Raw genomic sequence first — 25007 nt, 5'->3', positions numbered from 1 at the left:
AAAAAAAGCCCCGGACCGGGGCTTTTTTGCGATAGCGCCGCGCGTTCAGTTCTTGGTGCCGAACAGGCGGTCGCCGGCGTCTCCCAGGCCCGGGATGATGTAGGCGTGATCGTCGAGACGCTCGTCGAGCGAGGCCACGTACAGCTTCACGCCCGGATGCGCATCGTGGAACACCTTCACGCCCTCGGGCGCGGCCACCAGTGCGAGGAACGCGATGTTCTCTTCTTCCACGCCGCGCTTGCGCAGTACGTCCACGGCATGCACGGCCGAATAGCCCGTGGCGACCATCGGGTCGCACAGAATGAAGCGGCGATCGGCAACGTCGGGCAGACGCACGAGGTATTCGACCGGACGATGCTGCTCGTCGCGATACACGCCGATATGGCCGACGCGCGCCGAGGGCACCAGGTCGAGCAGGCCGTCGCTCATGCCGACGCCGGCACGCAGCACCGGCACGATGGCGAGCTTCTTGCCCGCGATGACGGGAGCGTCCATGTCGACCATGGGCGTGTTGATGTGCTCGGTCGTGAGCGGCAGATCGCGCGTGATCTCGTAGCCCATGAGCAGGGTGATTTCGCGCAGCAGGCCGCGGAACGTGCGCGTCGAGGTTTCCTTGTCCCGCATGTGCGAGAGCTTGTGCTGGATCAGCGGGTGATCGCAGATGTAGAGGTTCGGAAAGCGTGTGTCTTGTTTCATGGCTGGCGATCTGGGGCTGGGCTGATGAGCGGGGCCGCCTTTGGGCCCGCCTTCGGCCGACATTGAGCCCAAATTGAGGCGATATGGGGCGATATGGGGCGGTACATAACCGGCATGGGCCGCATGGCCGCGATTTTAGCCGATGCGGGCGCGCCGGGGCCGGTTTCCGCGCGTCGGCACGAGAAAATGCCCGGCGCCGGGTGCGGCGTGTCGCACAGGTCGGGCGCGGCAATCTGCCGGCGGGCGACGATAGACGAGAGACACAGCGGCGCGCGCACGATTCCCTTAGAATCGTTGCAAGACGGCGGCACGGCCGCACTTGTCCAATGCTTTATCTGTCTCGAAGGCTGAACATGGATCTGGGTATCAAAGGGCGCACGGCACTGGTGTGCGGCGCCAGCAAGGGGCTGGGGCGCGCTTGCGCGCAGGCGCTCGCCGAAGCGGGCGTGAATGTCGTGATCGTCGCGCGTACCGCAGATGCGCTCGCGGCGGCGGCCGACGACATCCGCGCCTCGACAGGCGTGCAGGTCACCGCAGTGGCCGCCGACATCACCACGCCGCCCGGCCGCGAGCGGGCCCTGGCGGCATGCCCGTCGCCCGACATCCTGGTGACCAACGCGGGCGGCCCGCCGCCGGGTGACTTCCGCGACTGGCAGCGCGACGACTGGATTCGCGCGCTCGACGCCAACATGCTCACGCCCATCGAACTGATCAAGGCGAGCGTGGACGGCATGATCGCGCGCCGCTTCGGACGCATCGTGAACATCACGTCGTCCGCGGTGAAGGCGCCCATCGACATTCTTGGGCTGTCCAATGGTGCGCGCTCCGGCCTGACGGGCTTCGTCGCCGGACTGGCGCGCACCACGGTCGCGCACAACGTCACCATCAACAACCTGCTGCCGGGCGCATTCGACACCGATCGGCTGGCCGGCACGATGAAAGCCTGGGCCGACAAGAGCGGGCAGACGGTGGACGAAGCGCGCAGCAAGCGCGCCAACGCGATTCCGGCGCGTCGCTTCGGCCGGCCGGACGAGTTCGGCGCCGCCTGTGCCTTCCTGTGCAGCGCGCAAGCCGGCTACATCACCGGCCAGAACATGCTGATCGACGGCGGCGCCTATCCGGGCACCTTTTGATCCTCCTGCGACCCTTTCCAGACAGCCCCGCGCGGGGCTGCGACATCTTCGATGACCGTCTCCCACGAATCCCGCGACCCGGGTGTTCCGAACGTTCCCATGGTCCGCATTGCGCTCATCGCGCACGACAAGAAAAAGGACGAAATTCTCGCCGTGGCACGCGACTACGTCGACGTGCTGCGCAAATGCCGGCTCCTGGCAACGGGGACGACCGGCGGGCGCATCGCCAATGAACTGGGGCTGGAAGTCGAGCGCATGCTCTCCGGCCCCCACGGCGGCGACCTGCAGATCGGCGCGCAACTGGCCGAGGGGCGCGTGGACATGGTGCTCTTCCTGCGCGACCCGATGACGCCGCAGCCGCACGAGCCCGACATCAACGCCCTCGTGCGCGCCTGCGACGTGCACAACGTGCCTTGCGCGACCAACAGCGCGACGGCGCGCCTGCTGCTCGAACAACTGATCGTGCGCCTGGCGGCAATGCCGCCGGCGATCCGCACATAACCCTGAAGGAAAGGAGCGAGGATGACCAAGGCAATCCGTATTGAACAGAACGGCGGCCCCGAGGTGATGCAGTACGTCGACGTCGAAGTCGGCGAACCAGGCCCCGGCGAGGCGCGTGTGCGCCATCAGGCCGTCGGACTGAACTACATCGACGTCTATTTCCGCACCGGTCTCTACCCGCAGCCACTGCCTGCCGGACTCGGCATGGAAGCAGCCGGCGTGGTGGAAGCGGTCGGCGAGGGGGTGACGCACGTGAAACCGGGCGATCGTGTGGCTTACGCGAGCCGACCGTGCGGCGCCTACTCGCAGGCGCGCGTCATGCCGGCCGCGCCGCTCGTGCGCCTGCCCGACACCATCAGTGACGAGCAGGCCGCCGCGATGATGCTGCAGGGCATGACGGCCCAGTATCTGCTGCGTCGCACATACCCGGTGAAGGCCGGCGACACCATCCTCATTCACGCGGCGGCAGGCGGGGTGGGCCTGATCGTGTGCCAATGGGCGAAGGCGCTCGGCGCCACGGTGATCGGCACGGTGGGCTCCGACGAAAAAGCGGCGCTCGTGCGCCAGTACGGCTGCGACCATCCGATCGTCTACACGCGCGAGAATTTCGTGGAGCGCGTCAAGGAGATCACGGGCGGCGAGGGCGTGCCGGTGGTCTACGATTCGATCGGCAAGGACACCTTCATGGGTTCGCTCGACTGCCTGCGCCCGCTGGGCACGATGGTCAACTTCGGCAATGCGTCGGGGCCTGTCACGCAGATCAACACGGCGGACCTCGTCTCGCGCGGCTCGCTGTTCTTCACGCGTCCGACGCTTTTCAATTACACCGCGAAGCGCGCCGATCTCGAGGCCACGGCGAACGAGTTGTTCGATGTCGTTGCGAGCGGCAAGATCAGGATCGAAGTCAATCAGCGCTATGCGCTGGCCGACGTGGCGCAGGCGCATCGCGATCTCGAAGCGCGCAAGACCACTGGCTCGACGCTGCTCATGCCTTGAGCCCACCCGGACATCGGAAACGCAGAAAAGGGACGCCTTGGCGTCCCTTTTTGCATGGCCGGCGCCCGTGAAGGCGGTGCGGCTCAGGCGCGCTGCGTGAACACGTGAGCGCGCGCGTCCTCGCGAACGTCGGTCGGCAAACGCCCGATCAGCCAGTGCAACACCATGCCGATCACCACCGCGTCGTCGAGCAGACCGAACAGCGGCACGAAGTCGGGGATCAGGTCGAACGGGCTGAGGAGGTATGCCGCGAGCAGCGCGACTGCCGGCAACAGCCAGCGTGGGCGGCGGGGATCACGGACCGCATGCCAGAGGATGCGGAAATCGTGGCGGGCAATCTGCCACAGACGGAGGAAACGCTTCACTTGCAGACTCCTGGGACGGATGAACCCACCGACAAGGCGGGCGATGTGCGCCATCGACATGAAAATGGCAGAAATGTCGGCTAACATCGCGCAACGTGCTCTGATTGTACGCGTGTGTCACCCGGTTTGCCGAAGCCCGGTGTGATTGCGCCCACATGGCGTTCAGCGTCGCGAAGTCGCGCACCGCAGTTGGACAGTCCTTACGTGATGCGGTTCATCGAGGCTTTTCGGACACGACTGACAGCCTCGTCGCGCTTTGCCGTGCTCTTGCCACCCTTGCCGCCCCATAACGCTCCTTAACGCTCCTTAACGCCCCTTAATGCCCCTTAATGCCCCTTAATGCCCCTTAACGCCCCCTGGCTTCCCGGTTGCGGCGGGGTCGGGGCGGCGGGATAATTTCCCAGCCGCAATGGTCAATTCTTTTTTCCCCTTCGCGGACGCCATCACAACGCCATCATGACCGACGCTCAAGATCCGAAATCGCCGCAGCAGCCCCCCGAGTCCCAGAAACCTGACAACGAGACGAGCAAGAGCGCGACCCCGCCGGAAAAGCGCCCGGCGACCGATTCCGGTTCCGCGTCGCCTGAGCATGAGGCTTCGCAGGAGCCCGCGCAAGGATCCGATTATGTCGAGCCCGCGTCGTCGAGCTCGGCGCATCCGACGGCCAAACCGGTCGCCGGCACGGCGGAGGGCTCCTCGGGCATGCCGCCGAACCCCGACACGCTCACACGGCCTGCCGCCTCGTCGGGCGCGGCGGCGGCCGGGGAGGCGAAGTCCGCTTCGCAGTCCGCCTCACAGCCCACTTCGCAGTCCGCGTCACAGCCCACTCGCTCAACACAGGCCACGACGAGAGGGCCGGCCGCCGAAGTGGCCTCCGACAGCAACCCCATCGGCAAGCCGGCACCCGCGTCGCGAGAAGACGTCAAGGCTGCCGGCACGGGTAGCGCGGGCGGCAGCATCGGTGGAACGGACGCCGTCGGCAGCGGTGCGGACGAAGCCGCCGGCGCCAGTCGCGGCACCGGGCAGGGCGCTGGCGGCGGCGGTGGCGAGCCGCCCCATCAGCCAGCATTTGGCACCACACCGCGGCCCGGCAGTCCGTCGTCGATGGGCGGCCAGCCGTCGTACCTGCAGGCGGGCGATTCGCCGTGGTCGGTCCTGCGCCGCATCATGTCCGCGCGTTTTCGCGCCTGGTACGACCGTGCCGGACAGCGCATCACGCAGCGCACGCTGAAGATCGGCATCTCGGCGCGCATCTTCCACCCGGAGCCCGGCTCGAAGGGGCTGCGCAGCAAGACGCTGCAATACCTCGAAGAGTCCATCGCGCACTGGGTAATGTCGCGCGACGTGCTGGTGTTCATGATCCCGACCGTCGACACGCAGGGTTTGCTCCACCCCAGCCACATCCGCCTGCACGATTACGCGAAGCACCTGGACGGACTGGTGCTGCAAGGGGGCGCCGACGTGTCGCCGCTCACCTACTCTGAAGTCGCGACGCGCCACGAGTGGCAGGGCGACCGCATGCGCGACATGTACGAGCTCGAGCTGCTGCACGAGTTCGTGGAGCAGGGCAAGCCGATCCTCGGCGTGTGCCGCGGCTGCCAGTTGATCAACGTGGCGTTCGGCGGCACGCTGCACCAGGACATTGCGACCGATCTGCCGGAAGCTATCCCGCATGTGACGGAAACATACGAGCACAACCGCCATACGTTGACGTTCCCCGAGGGGTCGTCGCTCGCGCAGATGCTCGGGCCGGTAGATGTGCCGATCGTGAACTCGATTCACCACCAGTCCGTGAAGACGTTGGGACGCGATCTGAGCGTAGAGGCGGTGTGTGCCGAAGATGGGGTGGTCGAAGCCATCCGCTATCGCAAGGCGCCGTTCGTGATGGGCTTGCAGTGGCACCCGGAATTCCACCGCGCGGGCGGCCCGGAATTCCTCGACTGCACGCCGGTGCTCGACAACTTCCTGCGCGCGGCGCGCGAGACGCGCTTCTGATCCTCGGCACGCCGCCGGCCGGCATTGCCGGCCAGCTCGCTAACGAGCATCGTGCAAATGAAAAAAGGCTGAGTTCCGGGGAACTCAGCCTTTCTTTCGTCAAGAACACCGGAAAACGGCCCCGGTGTTCACGCCGCCTGGATTAGAAGCGGTGACGGATACCCGTGCCCACAACGGTTTGCGAGTTGTTCGACGACATACCGCCGGCCGCGCCGATACCCGCTGCGAGGTTGGTACCTTCGTTGTCGGAGATGTGCTGGTACGAACCGGTCAGGTACACATCGGTGCGCTTCGACAGACGGTAGTCAGCTTGCAGCGTAACGGTGTGGAACTTCGGCTTCTTGTCGGTCGAGTCTTGCTTGGCCATCGTGTAGGTGTACGCGGCCGACAGCGAGACTGCCGGGGTCAGCATGTAGCGACCGTTGACTTCGAAGTTGTCGAACTTCAGACCGTCGTTGTTGAAGCCGACTGCGGTGCTGTTGTAGTTGATGCCGGACAGACCCTGGATTTGCGTGTGGGTGTACACCAGGCCGACGGTTGCCGGGCCGAAGGCGTAGTTACCACCAATACCCCAGACGCGTTGCTTCGATGCGTTGAACACCGAGTCGCCGCCAGCCGACGTGTCGACTGCACCGCTCGTGTTGTTGTTGCCCGGGTTGCCTTGACGCTCAAGGTAAGCGGCAGCCACCGTCAGCGGACCGTTTGCGTAGTTCACGCCGGCGCTGAATGCACGGTTGTTGGCGAAGTCGCCGGCCTTGTTCGAGAAGCCATACAGGCCGCCGAAGGTCAGGCCGTTGTAGTTGGCGCTCGAGTACTTGACCGAGTTGTTCACACGGAACGAGTTGTTCGTGTTGTCGTTATCGTACGGGTGCGATGCGATCGTGCCGCCGAACGACGAACCGTTCAGGGTGAGCGGTGCCAGGTAGTCGACGACCGAGTCATATTGACGGCCGAACGTCAGCGCGCCGAACTTGTCGTTCTGCAGGCCGACGAAGGCTTGACGACCGAACATGCGGTTGTTCTGGCCCAGGTTACCGTTGTTGATCGAGAAACCGTTTTCCAGCACGAAGATGGCCTTGTTGCCGCCACCCAGGTCTTCCGAGCCCTTCAGGCCCCAACGGCTGCCGTTGACCAGGCCGCTCGTTGCACGGAAGTTCTTCGAACCCGATGCGCCGATCGTGTTGGTCGAGTTGCTGGTGTACGAAACACCGGCGTCGATCAAGCCGTACAGGGTGACGCTGCTTTGTGCGTGCGCGCCCACCGAGAACGCGCCGATGGCGGCCGCGGCAAGAAGAGTTTTTTTCATGGTTTAAGCTCCAGTAACGTGACACGAATCGCAGAATTCGCGTGAAAACAGAACGCGGCGAAACAGAACATGTCGAGGTGACGGTTTGTCATTCGCGGACCCGATCAAGTATCGGCACTGCTCTGTTGACAGGGGGCAGTGTATGAGTGGGCGGTACTCCCGCCTATTTCAGAATCCGCAAGAATCTATTTCAGATATGAGAACAATCCCGCGCATGTGCCGCAAAGCGTTGCCGCACAAGGGGTTGGCTTAGTTAAGCCTAGGCGAGAAACGGCAATGCAAGTGCCGTGTGTTGCGCTTGGGACACAGTATGAAGTGCCTGTCGAAGCGCGTGAGAAGCGTTGCCGAGCGTGGTCTTGCGCGCGACAGGTCCCTTGGGAGATAGTTCCGGCGCTGCGTGATCGTGTCGCAGCCGAGCGGTGCGCGCAAGCCGCGGCGAACGGCATGTGGCGACCGGTGTCGCGCTCACGGCGTCCCCCTCGAGCACAGGTGGCGCAGGCCATGGCAAAAAGGCCTTTGTTTATGGAGTGTTACGCGACTATTGCAAGTCCCCGAATAATGCATTGCGTCGAATGATGACAATGATTTCGGGCTGCGCACCTATACTACGTTCCGCGAGAAGTAGACTTTTGCGTTGAGTGAAAAGTCTCCAAACCTTGGCGCGGCCTGCGTGGCCGCGCTTTTTTTTGCCCGCGATTTCCGCGGCGCTTCCGGTGCTGCTTTCGGCCGAACTTCATCGCACCTTTCGTTGTACTTTCGGCCGACCCTGCGGCTACGCGCAATATCCCGCGCGCAACGCTTCGCCGCAATCGCGCACGTGCGGGATGCTCAACTGCTTGAGCTTGCGATAGAGCGATGCGCGGCATACCCCGAGCGATCGGGCAGCAGCGGAAATATTCCATCGATGCTGCGAGAGCGCCTGCAGGATGCGCTCACGCTCCTGCGTTCGAGGCGACGCCGGTCCACGCGCGCCGACGAACGCGCTGCCGTGGGCGGGACCGAAAGCACCGGCACGCCCGCCGCCGATCGGACTCGCGCTCGGCAGGCGAGGCGCCTCGTCGAGCCGGGAAAAAGACGGCGACACCGGTGAAGACGCCGAGCCACGCGACATCGACCCTTCGGTCAGTTCAGGTGGCAAATCGCTTGCCCGCAGCACGTTTGCGTTCATGACGGCACACGCATAGCGCAGCGCCGCGCGCATCTGGCGCAGGTTGCCCGGCCATGCATGCGAGAGCAGGCACGTCATGGCCTGCGGCGATACGCGCTCGAGCGCCTCGTCCACATGCACACCCGGCCACTCGTCGCACAGCATGCGGCCGATCAGTTCAACCTTGTCGTCACGGTCGCGCAGCGTCGGCAGCGTGAGCACGCCGACCGCGATGCGGTAATACAGATCCTCCCGAAACACGCCCTGCGCGACAGCGCCCGGAAGATCCTGGTGCGTCGCACAGATGAGCTGGACGTCCACGGGCACCGGCTGGCTTGCGCCCAGCGGCGTGACTTCGCGCTCGGAGAGCACGCGCAGCAGGCGTGTTTGCAGCGCGAGCGGCATGTCGCCGATCTCGTCGAGAAAGAGCGTACCGCCGTCGGCCTGCTGCAGCCTGCCCTTCATGCCGCCGGGCAGCGCGCCGGAGAACGCGCCGCGTTGATAGCCGAACAGCTCGCTCTCGACGAGATGCTCCGGCAGCGAAGCCGTATTGATGGCAACGAACGATTGGGCGCGGCGCTCGCTGTATTCATGCAGGGCGCGGGCAAGAAACTCCTTGCCTGTGCCGGTCTCGCCGAGGATCAGAATCGGCAGGCCGCGATCGACGAAGCGCTTGCCGCGCGCGAGCAGTTCGCGCATGCGAGCGTCGGTGCCGCACAGGTCGTCGATGGCGAGGTAGTCGGGGCGCATCCGGCTGGCGGCCGCCTGCATTGCCGGCGTCGTGGGGGACGGCGCACGGGCGAGGCGTTCGGCGAGGGCGGCAATGTTGCCGAATGCGGTGTTGGCGCTGGCCGTGGCGCGTTGGCCTTGGCCGACAGGTCGAGCGGGGGCAGGCGCTACAGCAAGGTGAGCGGGCATGACTTGTCTCCTTCTCGTATCGGTACGAAAGGGCGCCGTCGGTGGCTTGTGGCCTGGCGATTCCTGACGTTTCTTTATGTTGCGGCCTGCTCGGGTAGCGACCGCCAATGCAGGATACGTCCGCTCAGTCATAACATCCAATACAATATAGATGCGCCATTAATACCTTCGGGGTATAAGATGATCGAACTGCGTCATTTGCAGTATTTCGTCGTGCTCGCCGAAACGCTCCACTTCGGCCGTGCCGCCCAGCAATTGCACATCTCCCAGCCGCCGCTGTCGCGCCAGATCGCGCTCATGGAGGCGGAGCTCGGTGTGCAGCTCTTCGAGCGCACGCGCCGCAGCGTGAGACTCACGCGCGCCGGCACCCGCTTCTACCAGGACGCCGTCGAAATCCTCAACGCCGTCGATCGCGCGCGGCGCAACGTGGTGGCGGCCAGCCGCGGCGAAGACGGCGCGATTACGGTCGGCTTCATGATGTCCTCGGCCTACAACATCCTGCCCGCACTCACGCGCACCTACGCGGCGGCGTACTCGCGCGTGGACATGAAACTCGCGGAGACGCTGCCCAACCTGCTCGCCGAAGCCGTGCGGGCCGGCAAGACGGACGTCGGCATCATGTATCGCCCCGAGGACCTCACGGGGCTCGATACGGCAACGGTCTTTCGCGAGGAGATGGTGGCGGTGCTGCCGCGCACGCACCCGCTGGCCAAAGTGCGGGTGCTCGACGCCAGGCAGCTCGCCGACGAATCTTTCGTGAGCATTCCGCGCGAGATTGCGCCGCTGGTCTACGACCTGATCGTGGTGCATTGCCGGCGTGCGGGCTTCTCGCCGCATATCCGGCTCGAGACGAACCTGCAGCAGACGATCATCAACCTGGTGGGAGAAGGGCTGGGCGTGGCGATGGTGCCCATGTCGATGAGCAGCGCGAGCGCGTCGGGCAATGCGGTGTTCAAACCGCTGCGCGACGCGCCGGTCGCGGAGGTGGCGCTGCTGTGGAGCCGCGACAATCACAATCCGTGTGTGGCGACCTTCGTGGAGAATGCGCGCAACGTATGGCGCGAGATGCAGCGCGCGCCGGGGGCGAGGCTGGTGCCGGACATGCCCGACACCGGCGGGGAGTGAAACCGCGCACGAGGCCCCGCCGGGCCTCGATGCCGGCCGATTCTCAGATTTCCAGAATCCCGGCGGCCACGAAACCGCCGTCGACCGGCAGGATGTGGCCCGTCACGTAGGACGCATCGTCCGACGCGAGGAAGCTCACCGCGCCGGCGATCTCACGCGGCTGCCCGTAGCGGGCAAGCGGCGTCGTTTCCGTATAGTTGCGACGCGAGACGTCCGAGTGCAGCACCTGCGTGAGCGGCGTATCGATGGGGCCGGGCGCGATGCCGTTGGCGGTAATGCCGTATGGGGCGAGCTCGATGGCCATCTGCCGCGTCAAGCCGATGACGGCCGCCTTCGACGTGCCGTAGGCCGTGCGCCCGGCGCTGGCCAGAATGCCGGCCACCGAGGCCATGTTGATGATCCGTCCCCAACGCTGCTCGCGCATGAGCCGCGCGGCGTGCTGAGCGCACAGCAGCGTGCCGGTCACATTCACCGCCATGACCTGGTGCCAGTGATCGATCGGATATTCGAGGAAGGGGAACGTCTTGGCAATGCCCGCGTTGTTGACGAGCACGTCGCAACGCCCGTACTGCTGCGCAACCTTCGCGAACCCCTCGGCGATCGACGCCTCGTCGCCCACGTTCATCGCCAGGGCCGACGCCTTGCCGCCCGCTTGCCTGAGCGCGGCGACCGTCTCTTGCGCCGCGCTCTCGTTGAGATCGGCCACGACCACGGTCATGCCATCGCTGGCCAACCGTTCGCAGATCGCCGCGCCGATGCCCATGCCACCACCCGTCACTACTGCAACTTTCTCCGTCATGCTATGGACTCCTAAATTTGTTGACATCTACAGCACGGGCCCCGCCGCCAGCGATGCGGCGGAGCCCGTCGGTGAATCGAGAAACCGTTGGCGGTTTGTCCTACTTCAGAAAACCGATCGAGATCCAGGGAATGAAGACCACCACGAGCAGTGCCACGAGCAGGGCGCCCATGTAGGTCCACATCCGGTTGAATACCTTGTCGGGCGAGGTCTTGCCGATCGCGCAGGCGGCGTAGAAGCCGACGCCGAGCGGCGGCGCGAAGAGGCCCATGCCCATCGAGAGAATCACGACCATCGCATAGTGCACGTCGTGAATGCCCATCGAGCGCGCCACGGGAAAGAGCAGCGGGCCGAACAGCACGATGGCCGGAATTCCTTCGAGCACGCTGCCCAGCACGATGAACACGACCACCGAGATGAGCAGGAAGCCAACCTGTCCGCCCGGCACGCCGTGCATCAGGCCGACGAGCTTGGCCGAGAAACCCGACTGCGTGAGTGCCCAGGCCATGGCCGTCGCCATCCCGATGATGAGCAGAATGGCGCCCGAGAGTGCGGCCGTCTCGGTGAGCAGCGGGTACAGGCGCTTGAAGTCCAGGTGTTTCCGGAACGCGTGAACGATCAGCCCGATCACGATCGTGTAGGCAATGCCCACCGTCGACACTTCGGTGGCGGTGGCGGCGCCCTCGATGACCGCCGTGCGGATCAGCACGGGCAGTGCGAGAGCGGGCAGCGCCACGACGAACGTCTTGGCGATCACGCTCCACGGCGCGCGACGCGCCGCGTTCGGCGCTTCCTTGCGCGAGCGGGCGAAGCAGACCACGACGATGGCCAGCGTGGCGATGACCGCCGGCAGCAGGCCGCCGACGAAAAGCGCCGTGATCGACACGCCGCACACGGCGCCGATGGTGATGAGCACGAGGCTCGGGGGAATCGTCTCCGTCATGGCGCCGGTCGACGAGAGCAGCGCCACGAGGTCTTCCGGCTTCGAGCCGCGTCGCTGCATCTCGGGAAAGAGCGCGGGCGCGACGGCCGCCATGTCGGCCGCCTTCGAGCCCGAGATGCCCGAGACCAGGAACATCGCGCCAAGCAGCACGTACTGCAGCCCGCCGCGCACGTGGCCGAGCAGCGACGCCATGAATTCGATCAGGCTGCGCGCCAGGCCGCTCATCTCGATGAGGGCGCCGAGCAGCACGAACAGCGGCACCGACAGCAGAATCAGGCCCGACATGCCCTCGTCCATGCGGCTCACGACGATTTGCAGCGGGGCGTCCGTGACGAGCGCCAGATAAGCGAGCGTCGCGGTGCCGAAGGCGAACGCGATCGGAATGCCGCCGGCCACGCACCCGCCCACGATCAGCACGAAGAAGATCAGCAGGTTGTAGTTGCCCATGGCGATGAGCGCCGGACGGCCGAGCCACAGCGCAGCGCCGAGCGCGGCCACGAAGAGCACCCCCAGGCCGAACTGGCGCATCGTCGAGCAGCGCGCCATGCGCGAGATCGCGGCGATGAGCATGAGCGCCGCGCCCACCGGCAGGGCGGCGGCGCGCAGCCCGTCCGGGATTTCCAGCGCGGGCGTGGTGATGTCCATCTGCTCGATGGCATGCGTGTAGGCGGGCATGATGATCAGCGCGACGAACACGCACACGGTGAGCGCGGCCATCGTCTGGAACCAGTCGCGCCACGCCACGGGGAGTTTGTTGACGATGGCGGACAGGCGCATGTGCTCACCGCGATCCAGGGCGAGCACGGCGCCGAGCATCGACAGCCAGATGAACAGAATCTGGGCGAGCTCGTCGGACCAGGTGAGCGGATTGTCGAACCCGTAACGCGAGACCACGCCCGCGAGCAGGATGAGAGTCTCCGCCACCACCAGCAGCACGGCAGCCGCCTCGGTGACTTTCATCACCGCGCGGTTGACGTGGCAGAAGAGGCGGGCGAGCGCGTGCGTCGGCTCGGCCGTCATCGTCAACGTTTCCATTTACGCGAGCTTCCCGGTGTACTTTTCCAACATGGCCCATGCCTCGTCGCCGAACTTCTTGTGCCATTCGGCATAGAAGCCGGCCGAGCGAAGCTTCTCGCGGAACTGCTCGTTGTTCGGTGCGTTGAACACGAGCCCCTTCTGCTTGAGTTCGGCCATCACGCCGTCGTTGAGCTTGCGCACGTCTTCGCGCTGAGCCACGGCGGCCGCGTTCACGTTGGCGGTCACGATCGCCTGCAGGTCCTTGGGCAGCTTGTCCCATTTCTGCTTGTTGGCGAGGAACCAGAAGCCGTCCCACATGTGATTCGTCATCGACACGTACTTCTGCACTTCGTAAAGCTTGGCCGTGGTGAGCAGCGCGAGCGGGTTTTCCTGCGCTTCGACGATGTGCGTCTGCAGGGCCGAATAGACTTCGGCGAAGTTGATCGACGTGGGCGAGGAGTCGAACGCGCGGAACATCGAGGTCCACAGCGGGCTCGTCGGCACGCGGATCTTCAGGCCTTTGAGGTCGGCCGGTGAATTGATCGGACGGCTGCTCGTGGTGATCTGGCGGTAGCCGTTCTCCCAGATCTTGTCGAACGCGAACACCGACGTCTTGGCAATCTGGCCGCGCACGTGCGCGCCGAGGTCGCCGTCCATGGCCGCCCACACCTGGCTGTAGTCCTTGAACGCGAAGCCCACGCCGGAGATCTGCGCCGCCGGCACGAGCGTGCCGAGAATCAGCGGCGAGAGCGTGAAGTAGTCGATGGCGCCCGAGCGAATCTGGCTGAGCATGTCGCTATCGGAGCCGAGCTGATTGTTCGGGTAGATCTGGAAGTCGATACGGCCTTTGGACTGCTCCGCGATCTTCTGCGCCATTTCCTTGGCGCGGATGTTCATCGGATGGCTAATCGGCAGGTTGTTGGCGAACTTCAGGGTGAATTCGGCGGCGCGGGCCTGCGTCTGATACAACCCCGTGGCGGCGGCAGCCGAAGTGGCGGCCACGACTTTGATGAAGTGGCGACGATCCATAGTGCTCATACTGCATGTCTCCTGTTATAGGTGTTGTGGCTGCGTCTGAAGCGCAAAGCGATTGCGCGTGTTGCCTTGCAACGTTTCGGCCAACTCGGCATTCGCGCGCTGGGCGACTCGCAAGTGGCTTGGCTATCTTACGCAAATCGAATGCCAGATCGCAGGCTGGACGGGAAAACCCTTACGTTGTTAAGCATTAGTGAAATCCCGGGGCCGACGCCCCTCGGTCCGCGCCGACCGCGCGCCGCACGGGTATGTAGGGCGATGCGAGGCGAAAAGCGCTTCGTCCACCGAAACGGCCGGCGGCCGGCCGGCGGGGGCCGGCCATGCGACACCTGTCGCACCGGCGCGGCATGCTGCGACAGGTGTCGCCGCCCGGGCGCGACACCCGTGCGACAGGTGTCGCACGCAGGTGTCTCGTTCCTGCCGTGTTGCGGCACAGCAAATTCCTCTCACCACGTGCGCATCCGAATTCACTTGATGGTGTCGGGAAACCGGCTTTACGCTTACGTCAATTGCACGCGCGCCACCCGCGCGCGAGGTCGCCGTGGCGGCGCAATTCGCAGTCGATGACCACTACCCGCGCGTCGTTGCCATGCCGCACGCATGTCTGGCATCGAAATTGCTCACCGGAGTCCGGATGACCCCACTTCCCGGAGACACTTCATGGTTGCTGCATGCCTTACCGGCTGGGCCCACTCCCAGTTCGGCAAACTCGATAACGTCGACGCCGAGGTTCTGCTGGCCGATGTCGCACAGGCCGCCCTCGACGACGCGGGCCTCGCGCCCGAGCAGATCGATTCCGTTCACGTCGGCACTTTCAACGGCGGTTTCCTGTATCAGGACTTCCCGTCGTCGCTCGTCTTCAATCGCATTCCCGGCCTGCGTTTCAAGCCCGCCACGCGCTATGAGAACGCGTGCGCCACGGGCTCGGCCGCAGTGCATGGCGGCCTGCAGTCCATCGAAGCGGGCAAGGCCACGCATGTGCTCGTCATCGGCTTCGAGAAGATGACCGAACTGGCCACGCCACAGGTCGGCGAAGTCCTGCTCAAATGCTCCTACGCGCGCGAGGAGGCCGGCATTCCGGGCGGCTTCGCCGGCGTGTTCGGCACCATCGCGCAGGCGTACTTCGATCGCTACGGCGATCAGTCCGACGCGCTCGCGCGCATCGCCGCGAAGAACCATCGCAACGGCTCGGTCAATCCGTATGCGCACATGCGCCGCGACTTCGGCTACGACTTCTGCCGCAACGTCTCCGACAAGAACCCATACGTGGCCGGCCCGCTCAAGCGCACCGACTGCTCGATGGTTTCCGACGGCGCCGCCGCGCTCGTGATCTCGAAGGCCGACGTGGCGCGCTCGATGCCCAAGGCCGTCGGCTTTCGCGCCGCGGTGCAGGTCAACGACTACCTGCCGCTCTCGCGCCGGGACCCTCTCGCGTTCGAAGGCGGCCAGCATGCCTGGCGTCAGGCGCTGGGCGTGGCGGGCGTGTCGCTAAAGGACCTCTCGCTCGTCGAGACGCACGACTGCTTCACCATCGCCGAACTCATCGAGTACGAAGCCATGGGGCTTGCCAAGCCCGGACAGGGGGCGAACGTGATTGCCGAGGGCATTACCGAGAAAGACGGGCTCCTGCCGGTCAACCCCTCGGGCGGCCTGAAGGCGAAGGGCCACCCGGTCGGGGCGACGGGCGTGTCCATGCACGTGATGGCCGCGATGCAGCTGACCGGCACGGCCGGCGAGATGCAGATCCCGGGCGCACGGCTCGCTGGCGTGTTCAACATGGGCGGCGCCGCCGTGGCGAACTACGTGAGCATTCTCGAAGCGCGCTGATTCGCGACAACGCGAGCCGGGCGTCCCGGCGGCGTTTCGAGAACGTCCTGCAAATGCCCGTGCGCGCGCCGCACGGCGGACGCACCGGGCGCAGGACAGGCAGCAAGACTGAGCAATAAGAATTAGGAGACGAGCGAAATGCTCAAGAAGGTGATGAATCTCGGCCGTCTGCTGGCCGACGTTGCAAGGCGGCATCCCGACGAGCCCGGTGTGATCATCGGCGAGAAGGTACACACCTGGGGCGAAATCGACGCACGCGTGAACGCGGTCGTCGACGCGCTGCGCGAGCTGGGCGTGGGCAAGGGCGACAAGCTGCTGGTGCACTCGCGCAACAACCTGCAGATCTTCGAGAGCGCGTGGATCGCATTCCGGCTGGGCGCGGTCTGGGTGCCGACGAACTTTCGCATCACGGCGCCCGAGGCGGCGTACCTCGGTCAGTCGAGCGGGGCGTGCGCCATGATCTACGACGCGGGCTTCGAGGGCCACGTGGACGCCGTGCGCGCCGCCTCGCCCGCGCTGCGCCATGTGATCGCGCTGGGCGCGCCGCGCGCCGGCGAGCTGCACTACGAGACGCTGGTAACCGAGCATCACGGCGCACCGGCCTACGAGGCGGAAGTCGAGTACGAAGACCCGTTGTGGTTCTTCTACACGTCGGGCACGACCGGGCACCCGAAGGCCGGCGTGCTCTCGCACGGGCAAATGGCCTTCGTCGTGACGAACCATCTGGCCGACCTGATGCCCGGCATCACCTATCGCAGCCGTTCGATGGTCGTGGCACCGCTCTCGCACGGCGCGGGCATTCACGCGATCGTCAACACCGCGCGCGGCGCGGCGAGCGTGCTGCTGCCCGGCGAGAAGATGGACCCGGAGCAGGTCTGGCAGGCGATCGAGCGCCACCGTGTGGACAACATGTTTACGGTGCCGACCATCGTCAAGATGCTGGTCGAGGATCCTGCCGTGGATCGCCATGACCACAGTTCGCTGCGCTTCGTGATCTATGCCGGCGCGCCGATGTATCGCGCCGATCAGAAGTACGCGCTCCAGAAGCTGGGCCGCGTGCTCGTGCAGTACTACGGCCTGGGCGAGGTAACGGGCAACATCACCGTGCTGCCGCCGTGGCTGCACAGCGAGGACGACGACGCGCCCGATGCGCGCGTAGGCACCTGCGGCATGCCGCGCACCGGCATGGAGGTGGCGATTCTGGACGAGTCGGGACAGCGTCAGCCGCCGTTCGCCTCCGGCGAGATCTGCGTGCGCGGGCCGGCGGTGTTCATGGGGTATCACAACAATCCGGAGGCAAACGCCAAGGCGTTCAAGGACGACTGGTTCCATACCGGCGATCTGGGACACGTGGACGAGCAGGGCTTTTTGTACATCACGGGCCGTGCGTCGGACATGTACATCTCGGGCGGCTCGAACGTCTATCCGCGCGAGATCGAGGAAGCGCTGCTCACGCACCCGGCGGTCTCCGAGTGCGCGGTGCTGGGCGTGCCCGACCCCAAGTGGGGCGAGAGCGGGCTCGCAGTGGTGGTACCCCGGGAAGGCATGGCCGCTCAGGCCGATGAACTGCTCGGACATCTCGAAGCGCGTATTGCCCGCTACAAGTGGCCGCGTCGCTTCGTCTTCTGGAATGCCATGCCCAAGTCGGGCTACGGCAAGATCGTGAAAAAGCAAATCAAGACGATGCTCGAAGAGCAAGGAGACTATCGACTATGAAACCTGCGCTTTCACGGATCTATCGACATGCAGGCGCCCCCACGTTACCCCGTGTGGAAGACTGCGTGTTGAGCGGGCAGCACGAACTGCGCGTGACGATCCGGTCTGGTGCGAATCTCGGCGAGTCGTTACGCGCGGCGTTATCCCGCTATGCGCATGGCGGCGGCGTCGGCCGTTTTTGCGCGGGCACCGCGCGAGGTCTGCGGTATCACATGATCGAGAACACCGCGGACAAGGAGCGCCCCTTCGGCTATGGGGCGCCGGTCGACGAAACCCGGGAAGTGGATCTGATCGGCGGCGCGATCACTGTAGGCCGGACGGCCGACGGTGCCACGTTGATGCATTGCCATGCGGGATTTTCCGATCCTGGCGGCGAACTGCATGGCGGGCACCTCATCCTCGATCACACATGGGCCGGCGACGAGCCCGTGGTCATCCGCCTGTGCCTGTTCGAGCATGGCGGCTATGTGACCGCCGAGGACGAGGAGACACGCTTCCATCTGCTCCATCCCGTTGCCGGAGATCTGTCATGAGCGCAGCAGCCGACGTAGCCGACATTCCCGTCGCCATCGAAAATGGCACGCTGGGCCGACTGGTGGTGGCCCGTCTCAAGCCAAATCAGGACCTCACCGAGAGCATCGAAGCGTTGTGCACCGAGCACGGCATTGCGCGGGCCATCGTGCGTGGCGCGGTCGGCAGCCTGATCGACGCGCGGCTCACGTTTCGCGCAGGCGACGGCTGGCGCGAGCAGATCGTCACCGGCCCGGGCGTGGAGATCCTCAACGTGTTCGGCGAGGTCGACGCGCGGGCCGACGCCTCGCGCGAATTGCCGATGCTCCACGGCATGGTCGCCGATACCGACGGACGCATGTTCGCAGGGCGTTTCGTGCGCGGCGGCAATCTCGCGTTCATCACCATCGAGGTGACGCTGCAGGAATGGTTGCCGGCGTGAGGCAGACGCCGCCGGCCGAGGGCGCCGCGTGACGTGAAAAAACGGGGAGACGCACGTCTCCCCGTTTTCGTTTCGGCGCGGCGATGCGCTCGCCGCTCAGGCGAGCGCGGGCTGCACGAGTCCGTCCTCGCGGAACATGTGTTTGATGCCGCGCACGGCCTGGCGAATGCGTGATTCGTTTTCGATCAGCGCGAAGCGCACGTATTCGTCGCCGTACTCGCCGAAACCGATGCCGGGCGAGGCCGAGACTTTCGCCTGGGCGAGCAGCTTCTTTGCAAATTCGAGCGAGCCCAGGGCGCGATACGGCTCGGGAATGCGCGCCCAGATGTACATCGACGCACGCGGCAGATCCACGACCCAGCCCGCTTCCGTCAATCCCTTGTAGAGCACGTCGCGGCGACGCTGATATTGCGCGCGAATCTCCTCCACGCATTGCTGATCGCCTTCGAGCGCGGCGATGGCGGCGACCTGAACGGGCGTGAAGGTGCCGTAATCGTGATAACTCTTGATACGCGCGAGGGCGGCCACCAGTTCCGCGTTGCCGACCATGAAACCGATGCGCCAGCCGGCCATGTTGTAGCTCTTCGACAGCGTGAAGAACTCGACGGCGACGTCCTGCGCGCCGGGCACCTGCATGATCGAGGGTGCCTTGTAGCCGTCGTAGACGATGTCGGCGTAGGCCAGATCGTGTACGACGAGTATGTCGTGCCTGCGGGCGAGATCGACCACGCGCTCGAAGAACTCGAGCTCGACGCATTGCGCCGTCGGGTTCGACGGGAAGCCGAGAATCACCATCTTCGGCTTCGGATGGCTCTCGCGTATGCCGCGCTCCAGTTCAGTGAAGAAGTCGATGCCGGGCGTCATCGGCACCGAGCGGATATTGGCGCCGGCGATCACCGCGCCGTAGATGTGGATCGGATAGGACGGATTCGGCACGAGCACCGTGTCGCCCTGATCCAGCGTGGCGAGCATCAGGTGGGCGAGACCTTCCTTCGAGCCGATGGTGACGATGGCTTCGCGCTCCGGATCGAGTTCGACGTCGTAGCGGTCCTTGTACCAGCGCGTGATGGCGCGGCGCAGACGCGGGATGCCGCGCGAGGTCGAGTAGCCGTGCGTGTCGGGACGTTGCGCCACCTCGACGAGCTTGTTGACGATGTGCGGCGGCGTGGCCCCGTCGGGGTTGCCCATCGAAAGATCGATGATGTCCTCGCCGCGTCGGCGCGCCGCCATCTTCAGTTCGGCGGTAATGTTGAAAACGTAGGGGGGAAGGCGATTGATGCGCGCAAAGCTGCGCGAGCTCTGGGAGCCTGACATGATGATCCTGGAACGTAAGCGCCCGGAACCGTCCGAGCGACGCCGGCGTGCTGGCCACACCGTGACGGGGACTGTAGCGCGGCGCGGCGCAAATGCGCAAGCGGTTTTTGCTTGAGGTGGCGAGGCCGTGCGCGGCCGATCCGGGGCGCCGGGGCTGGACGCGGGCCCGGCGAGGCCGTCGGTTAAGATGAGCGATTCGCGAGTCCACAGGCAAAAGGAGAGGGGATGGCGTACATGTACTTGCTGGTCGCGATCGTGGCGGAGGTGATCGCCACGTCGGCGCTCAAGGCATCGGAAGGATTCACGCGCGTGGGGCCGGTGGCGATCGTCGTGGCCGGTTATGGTTCGGCGTTCTACATGTTGTCGCTCACGCTGCGCACGATTCCCGTGGGCGTCGCCTATGCCATGTGGTCGGGCCTGGGCATCGTGCTGATCTCGGTCGCCGCGCGCGTGCTGTTCGGCCAGAAGCTCGACGCGCCCGCCATGCTCGGCATGGCGCTCATCATCGCCGGCGTGCTCGTCATGAATCTCTGCTCGAAGTCGGCGGCGCATTGAGTCCGGCGCGGTGCGCCGATGCAAGGGGGCGCCACGGACTTCGCGCGCCGACGTGCAGCAAGAAACGCTTTCATCGATGCGCCGATCGGCGCCGTATCGAGCAGGTGCCGAGCGCGTGTGGAACGCGTGTGGACCTCATGTGGAGCCCATGTGGAGCCCATGTGGAGCCCGTGTGGAGCCCGTGTGGAGCCCGTGTGGAGCCCATGGTGGCGCGGCGCCGCGGCGACTCAAGGGCGGTCTTCGGCTTCGGCCAATACTGCTTTGAGCGCGGCAATGCAAAGATCGATTTCGCTGCGCCCGATGACGAGCGGCGGCGCGAGTCGCAGCACCGTCGTGCGCGTCTCCTTGGCGAGAATGTGGCGCCGCAGCAGCTGCAATGACAGTTCATGTGCGCTGGCAAAGGATGGATCGATTTCGATGCCGGCCCATAGCCCGCGTCCGCGCACCTCCCGAATGACGGGGGAGTGGATCGCGTGCAGGCGCGAGAGCAGATACTCCCCCATTTCCGCACTTCGCCCGGGCAGGTCTTCGTCGGCCATGACGTCGAGCGCTTCGAGGGCGACGGCAGCCGCGAGCGCGTTGCCGCCGAACGTCGAGCCATGGCTGCCGGGTTCGAACAGGTCGATCACGTCGCGTCGCGCCACGAAGGCCGACACGGGTAGCAGGCCGCCGCCAAGCGCCTTGCCGAGCATGACACCGTCGGGCACGATGTTCTCGTGCTGATACGCAAACCACTTGCCGGTGCGGCCGAGCCCTGACTGGATTTCGTCGAGCAGCAGGAGCACGTTCTGTTCGGTGCATAGCTGGCGGAGTTCGCGCAGGAAGCCGCCGGGCGGTACGATGATGCCGCCTTCGCCCTGAATGGTCTCGAACAGCACGGCGCAGGTGTTGGGCGTGATGGCCGCGCGTACCGCGTCGATGTCGCCGAAAGGCACGCGCACGAAGCCGTGGGCGAACGGACCGAAGTCGGCCCGATAGGCGGGCTCGGACGAGAAGCCGACGATGGTGGTGGTGCGCCCGTGGAAATTGCCCTCGGCGACAATGATCTCGGCCCGCCCGGCAGGAATGCGTTTGACGCTGTAGCCCCAGCGGCGCGCGGCCTTGATGGCGGTCTCCACGGCTTCGGCGCCGGTGTTCATCGGCAGTGCGCCGCCCAGCGTGGTGAGGTCGCAGAGGCGTTCGAGGAAGGCGCCGAGCCGGTCGGAGTAGAAAGCACGGGAGACCACGGCGAGGCGCTGCGCCTGAGCAGTGAGCGCGGCGACGAGGCGGGGGTGCGCGTGACCGTGGCTGACGGCGGAGTAGGCGCTCATCATGTCGAGGTAGCGGGTGCCGTCGACGTCCCACACCCAGACCCCCTTGCCGTGCGAGAGCACGACGGGCAGCGGCGCGTAGTTGCGGGCGCCATATCGTTCTTCGCGTTCGATCTCGTTCATGATCGCGGCCCTCCACGCTTGCAGTCTAGATGCGAACGCCGGGGCGCGCCAAGAGGGCAACTCCCTGAGGGCGCGCCAATGAAATTGGCATGCGCGTGCGCTATAATCGCCGATTCCTCGGGCGCGGCGCGCATGATTGGCGCGTGATTGACGCATGACTGGCGCGTGACGGCATGAAAGCACCAGCGGTGCAGAATGCTGGCGCATCGCTCTCCCGAGACATCTCCGGCAGCGACATCCGGTCGTTGCCGTCACGCACTGCCCATAGCTCAGTTGGATAGAGCATCGGCCTTCTAAGCCGACGGTCGGGGGTTCGAATCCCTCTGGGCAGGCCATCCAGTGCAGGCCATCCCGTGCAGCCCATCCGATGGATCGATTCGCCTAGCGCATTGGGCCCGCCGCATGCGCCGGCCGGGCCCACCGGGGCGTAACGCGAACGGTCCAGACCCACAGGGGCGAGCCCGAGGCTTGTTGTGAGCGTGGGGGTGCGGCAAAATGGGCCGCGTCTCATGCTGCCCCGGTGCCATTTTCCGATCCCTCGCGTTGCCGCCGACATGCCCGACTCCGTGGACCTCTTCGAACGTCACCGCCCGCGTCTGCATGCGATTGCGTACCGTATGCTCGGCACGGTCGCCGAAGCGGAGGACGTGGTGCAGGACGCATGGCTGCGCTGGCACGGCAGCGACCATCACGCCGTGGAGAATGCCGAGGCATGGCTCGTTACCGTCACCACGCGCCTGTCCATCGACCGCCTGCGTGCTGCCAAGGCAGAGCGCGAGACCTACACGGGCGTCTGGCTGCCGGAGCCGGTGCTGATGTCTGCGCCCAGCACACCGGAACAGGTCCATGAGTTCGCGGACGACGTCTCGGTCGCTTTCCTGTACACGCTGGAGCGCCTGTCGCCGGACGCTCGCGCCGCGTTTCTCATGCGTGACGTCTTCGACGCCGACTACGACGACATCGCCCTCACGCTGGAAAAGACGCCGGCCGCCGTCCGCCAACTCGTGCGGCGCGCCCGCCTGCAACTGCGCGAGGGCACGCCGCGCGAGCAAGTGCCGCGGGCGACGCTGCACCGCCTGCTGCTCGCCTTTGCGCAGGCCATGCAGCGTAGCGACTTTCATGGCCTGCACGCCTTGCTGAGCGACGACGCCGAACTCATCGGCGACGGCGGAGGCAAGGTGCCCAGCTTCCGCCGCCTCGTGGGCGGCAGGCGTCTGGCGCAACTGTTCTACGCAGGCAAGCGCCGCCATGGTGACGCCCTGCACGTCGAAGTGCTGCAGATCAATGGGCAGTGGGCGTTGCTGCGTTTCATCGCGGGCGAACTCGAGTCCGCGCAGTCATACGAGACGGACGGTGAACGGCTCACCCGGGTGCTCGTGCAACGCAATCCCGACAAGCTCGCGCGGATCGCGCAGGCGCTTGCAGGGCCCGGATCCGGACGCCCGCAGCGGTACTGATTCCGGGCCGGCGCCACGTTGCCCCGCCAACCCGGGAGAGGCTTGGAGCAAGGCTTTTCAGCGCAAATGCGGATTTTTTTCGAGTCCGATGTCACAGATTCCCGGGGCGGGCCGTCTTAAGGGCAGGATCAACGAAATGGGGATCTGCCACCATGTCCACACCGCTATTCATTCCGCCTGCCATACCCGCGCCGGCCAGGCGAGCCGACTCCCTGGCCGACAGCTTTGCCACGAGCTACGCCGGCGTCGTGGCCTTTATCGCCGTGGCCGCCGAAGGCAATTTCGCGCGGGCCGGCGACCGTCTCGGCATTGGCCGATCGGCGATCAGCCGCAGCGTGCAGAAGCTCGAAGATCAACTTGGCACGCGGCTCTTCGTGCGCACCACGCGCAGCACCACGCTCACCGTCGAGGGCCAGCGTTTCTACGAGCAATGCCAGCCGGGCGTGGCACGGATCGTCCAGGCGCTCGACGACATGCGCGAGCTGCGCGAAGGCCCGCCGTCGGGGCGATTGCGGGTATGCTCGACCGTGGGCTTCGGCCGCAAGGTCGTGGCGCCGCTGCTGCGGGGCTTTCGCGACATCCATCCGAATATCTCGATCGAATTGCTGCTCGACGACGGGCCTACCGACTTCACGACCGACCGTGTCGACGTCTCTTTCCGCAACGGGCGCATGGAAGACAGCCGCGTGATCGCCAAGAAAGTGATTCCGATGCAGATGGTGTTGTGTGCCGCGCCGGCCTACGCCGCAAGGCATGGCCTGCCGGACAGCGTGGAGGAGCTCTCCAGGCACGATTGCGTGAACTTCCGGCTCGCGTCGGGCCGTGTGTACGAGTGGGAGTTCAACCTCGGCGGACAATTGCGCAAATTCGCGCCGGCCGGCTCGCTCACGTTCAACGACGCCGACCTGGTGCTGCAATCGGTGCTGGACGGCCACGGCATTGCGCAGATGGCCGCCTATCAGGTGTGCGATCACTTGCGAGCCGGCGCGCTCGTTGCATGCCTGTCGCCCTATGCGCCCGACGATCGCGGCCATTACCTGTGCTTCCTGAGCCGCGAGCATTTGCCCGCGCGAATGCGCGTGTTCATCGACTACATGACCGAGCGCATTCGTGCGTTGGACCTGCAGATATCGGACCGCCCGCTGTTGATGCGGGCGTAGGCGTCGCTTAGCCGAACCTGGCCTTGTCGAGCCCATACGCCTTGTCGGCCGAGCCCGGCACCGTGCGCAAGCCGACGTTCAGACGATTCCAACCATTGATCGCCATGATGGCGAAGCTCAGATCGGAGATTTCCTTCTCCGACAGTTCGGCGCGCACGTGCTCGTACACGTCGTCGGGCACGCCATGCACGCCCAGCGTGGTGAGCGCTTCGGTCCACGCCAGGCAGGCGCGCTCGCGTGCCGAGAACTGGTCGGACTCGCGCCAGATCGCGATGTGATGCAGGCGCAGCTCGCCTTCGCCGTGGATTTTGGCTTCCTTCACGTGCATGTCCAGGCAAAAGGCGCAACCGTTGATCTGCGACGCACGAATCTCGACGAGCGTCAGGATCGATGGTTCGATGGCGCCCGACTTCACGAGCGTGCTGAATTCGATGTACTTCTTGAAAAGTTCGGGGGATTGCGCAAAGGCGTTCAGACGTTGACTCATGGTGGTGACCTCGATGGGTTGGCGCGAACCGGCAGAACGGACCGGCGTCGCAGACTGGGACGACACGTCCATCGTAGGATCGCCCGCGGCGCAAGGGAAGCGCCGGTGGAGGGACCATGGTGTTGCGTCG

At 65.5% G+C, this 25007-nt stretch carries 22 protein-coding genes and 1 tRNA gene; 13 read left to right on the top strand and 10 right to left on the bottom strand.

The annotated features are described in order from the left end of the window. Window positions 1–45 precede the first annotated feature (45 nt). A complete protein-coding gene (gene upp, locus CDN36_RS03820) occupies window positions 46–696 on the bottom strand; it encodes a uracil phosphoribosyltransferase (protein ID WP_287496027.1) in 651 nt (216 codons plus the stop codon). Between the two features lie 353 nt (window positions 697–1049). Between upp and CDN36_RS03815 the strand changes: the two genes are divergently transcribed. Genes CDN36_RS03815 through CDN36_RS03805 form a run of 3 tightly spaced genes read left to right on the top strand, consistent with a single transcriptional unit; the run spans window position 1050 to window position 3326 of the window. Continuing rightward, window positions 1050–1829 (top strand): SDR family oxidoreductase, encoded by a 780-nt coding sequence (locus CDN36_RS03815; protein ID WP_150556417.1) that lies wholly within the window; start codon window positions 1050–1052, stop codon window positions 1827–1829. A 51-nt stretch (window positions 1830–1880) separates the two neighbouring features. Then, entirely contained in the window at window positions 1881–2330 is a 450-nt protein-coding gene (locus CDN36_RS03810; protein ID WP_241014051.1) for a methylglyoxal synthase, read from the top strand. 21 nt (window positions 2331–2351) lie between these two features. Beyond that, the gene (locus tag CDN36_RS03805; protein WP_150556418.1) at window positions 2352–3326 is read left to right on the top strand and encodes a quinone oxidoreductase family protein; all 975 of its coding nucleotides are present in this window, start codon (window positions 2352–2354) and stop codon (window positions 3324–3326) included. Window positions 3327–3409: 83 nt separating this feature from the next. Here CDN36_RS03805 and CDN36_RS03800 read toward each other — a convergent pair whose 3' ends face one another. Continuing rightward, on the bottom strand, window positions 3410–3691 hold the full coding sequence (locus CDN36_RS03800) for a YkvA family protein (RefSeq protein WP_287496026.1): 282 nt from the start codon (window positions 3689–3691) through the stop codon (window positions 3410–3412). A 456-nt stretch (window positions 3692–4147) separates the two neighbouring features. On the opposite strand from CDN36_RS03800, the gene CDN36_RS03795 reads away from it, so the two are divergent. Next, entirely contained in the window at window positions 4148–5686 is a 1539-nt protein-coding gene (locus CDN36_RS03795) for a gamma-glutamyl-gamma-aminobutyrate hydrolase family protein (RefSeq protein ID WP_287496025.1), read from the top strand. Between the two features lie 142 nt (window positions 5687–5828). On the opposite strand, the gene CDN36_RS03790 is transcribed toward CDN36_RS03795, so the two are convergent. Next, window positions 5829–6992 (bottom strand): porin, encoded by a 1164-nt coding sequence (locus CDN36_RS03790; protein WP_150556420.1) that lies wholly within the window; start codon window positions 6990–6992, stop codon window positions 5829–5831. Between the two features lie 772 nt (window positions 6993–7764). Next, window positions 7765–9057 carry a sigma-54-dependent Fis family transcriptional regulator gene (locus CDN36_RS03785; RefSeq protein WP_353846842.1) on the bottom strand — a complete coding sequence of 431 codons (1293 nt, stop codon included), beginning with the start codon at window positions 9055–9057 and terminating at the stop codon, window positions 7765–7767. A gap of 180 nt (window positions 9058–9237) precedes the next feature. Here CDN36_RS03785 and CDN36_RS03780 point away from each other — a divergent pair, with 180 nt between their 5' ends. Then, the gene (locus CDN36_RS03780; RefSeq protein ID WP_150556421.1) at window positions 9238–10182 is read left to right on the top strand and encodes a LysR family transcriptional regulator; all 945 of its coding nucleotides are present in this window, start codon (window positions 9238–9240) and stop codon (window positions 10180–10182) included. Window positions 10183–10225: 43 nt separating this feature from the next. Here CDN36_RS03780 and CDN36_RS03775 read toward each other — a convergent pair whose 3' ends face one another. The 3 genes from CDN36_RS03775 to CDN36_RS03765 all read right to left on the bottom strand — a co-directional run bounded on the left by CDN36_RS03775 (window position 10226) and on the right by CDN36_RS03765 (window position 13979). Next, complete coding sequence (locus CDN36_RS03775) at window positions 10226–10981, bottom strand: SDR family NAD(P)-dependent oxidoreductase (RefSeq protein ID WP_287496024.1); 756 nt, start codon at window positions 10979–10981, stop codon at window positions 10226–10228. Between the two features lie 100 nt (window positions 10982–11081). Further along, a complete protein-coding gene (locus CDN36_RS03770; RefSeq protein ID WP_287496148.1) occupies window positions 11082–12944 on the bottom strand; it encodes a TRAP transporter large permease in 1863 nt (620 codons plus the stop codon). A 15-nt stretch (window positions 12945–12959) separates the two neighbouring features. Further along, on the bottom strand, window positions 12960–13979 hold the full coding sequence (locus CDN36_RS03765; protein WP_150556424.1) for a TRAP transporter substrate-binding protein: 1020 nt from the start codon (window positions 13977–13979) through the stop codon (window positions 12960–12962). A gap of 657 nt (window positions 13980–14636) precedes the next feature. On the opposite strand from CDN36_RS03765, the gene CDN36_RS03760 reads away from it, so the two are divergent. From CDN36_RS03760 to CDN36_RS03745, 4 genes are all read left to right on the top strand, one after another. Next, window positions 14637–15803, top strand: coding sequence for an acetyl-CoA acetyltransferase (locus CDN36_RS03760; protein ID WP_150556425.1), 1167 nt, complete (start codon window positions 14637–14639; stop codon window positions 15801–15803). Window positions 15804–15941: 138 nt separating this feature from the next. Further along, window positions 15942–17519 (top strand): acyl-CoA synthetase, encoded by a 1578-nt coding sequence (locus CDN36_RS03755; RefSeq protein WP_206111286.1) that lies wholly within the window; start codon window positions 15942–15944, stop codon window positions 17517–17519. 212 nt (window positions 17520–17731) lie between these two features. Then, a complete protein-coding gene (locus CDN36_RS03750) occupies window positions 17732–18052 on the top strand; it encodes a PPC domain-containing DNA-binding protein (protein ID WP_241014127.1) in 321 nt (106 codons plus the stop codon). Further along, complete coding sequence (locus tag CDN36_RS03745) at window positions 18049–18471, top strand: PPC domain-containing DNA-binding protein (RefSeq protein WP_150556427.1); 423 nt, start codon at window positions 18049–18051, stop codon at window positions 18469–18471. The genes CDN36_RS03750 and CDN36_RS03745 overlap by 4 nt, the downstream gene beginning before the upstream one ends. A 96-nt stretch (window positions 18472–18567) precedes the next feature. On the opposite strand, the gene alaC is transcribed toward CDN36_RS03745, so the two are convergent. Next, window positions 18568–19785 carry an alanine transaminase gene (alaC, locus tag CDN36_RS03740; protein ID WP_150556428.1) on the bottom strand — a complete coding sequence of 406 codons (1218 nt, stop codon included), beginning with the start codon at window positions 19783–19785 and terminating at the stop codon, window positions 18568–18570. A 225-nt stretch (window positions 19786–20010) separates the two neighbouring features. Between alaC and CDN36_RS03735 the strand changes: the two genes are divergently transcribed. Then, window positions 20011–20340 (top strand): DMT family transporter, encoded by a 330-nt coding sequence (locus CDN36_RS03735; RefSeq protein ID WP_150556429.1) that lies wholly within the window; start codon window positions 20011–20013, stop codon window positions 20338–20340. 227 nt (window positions 20341–20567) lie between these two features. Here CDN36_RS03735 and rocD read toward each other — a convergent pair whose 3' ends face one another. Beyond that, window positions 20568–21773 carry an ornithine--oxo-acid transaminase gene (gene rocD, locus CDN36_RS03730; protein WP_287496023.1) on the bottom strand — a complete coding sequence of 402 codons (1206 nt, stop codon included), beginning with the start codon at window positions 21771–21773 and terminating at the stop codon, window positions 20568–20570. A 258-nt stretch (window positions 21774–22031) separates the two neighbouring features. On the opposite strand from rocD, the gene CDN36_RS03725 reads away from it, so the two are divergent. From CDN36_RS03725 to CDN36_RS03715, 3 genes are all read left to right on the top strand, one after another. Continuing rightward, window positions 22032–22108 (top strand) — tRNA-Arg (locus CDN36_RS03725). A 219-nt stretch (window positions 22109–22327) separates the two neighbouring features. Continuing rightward, the gene (locus CDN36_RS03720) at window positions 22328–23230 is read left to right on the top strand and encodes an RNA polymerase sigma-70 factor (RefSeq protein ID WP_150556431.1); all 903 of its coding nucleotides are present in this window, start codon (window positions 22328–22330) and stop codon (window positions 23228–23230) included. A 152-nt stretch (window positions 23231–23382) separates the two neighbouring features. Next, the gene (locus CDN36_RS03715) at window positions 23383–24390 is read left to right on the top strand and encodes a LysR family transcriptional regulator (protein WP_150556432.1); all 1008 of its coding nucleotides are present in this window, start codon (window positions 23383–23385) and stop codon (window positions 24388–24390) included. A 7-nt stretch (window positions 24391–24397) separates the two neighbouring features. On the opposite strand, the gene CDN36_RS03710 is transcribed toward CDN36_RS03715, so the two are convergent. Then, window positions 24398–24877, bottom strand: coding sequence for a carboxymuconolactone decarboxylase family protein (locus CDN36_RS03710; RefSeq protein ID WP_287496022.1), 480 nt, complete (start codon window positions 24875–24877; stop codon window positions 24398–24400). Between the last annotated feature and the right edge of the window lie 130 nt (window positions 24878–25007).

The organism is Pandoraea sp. CB10b_02, from assembly GCF_002216225.1.
Lineage (GTDB): Bacteria > Pseudomonadota > Gammaproteobacteria > Burkholderiales > Burkholderiaceae > Pandoraea > Pandoraea nosoerga.
This window is presented reverse-complemented; position numbering and strand designations above follow the sequence as displayed.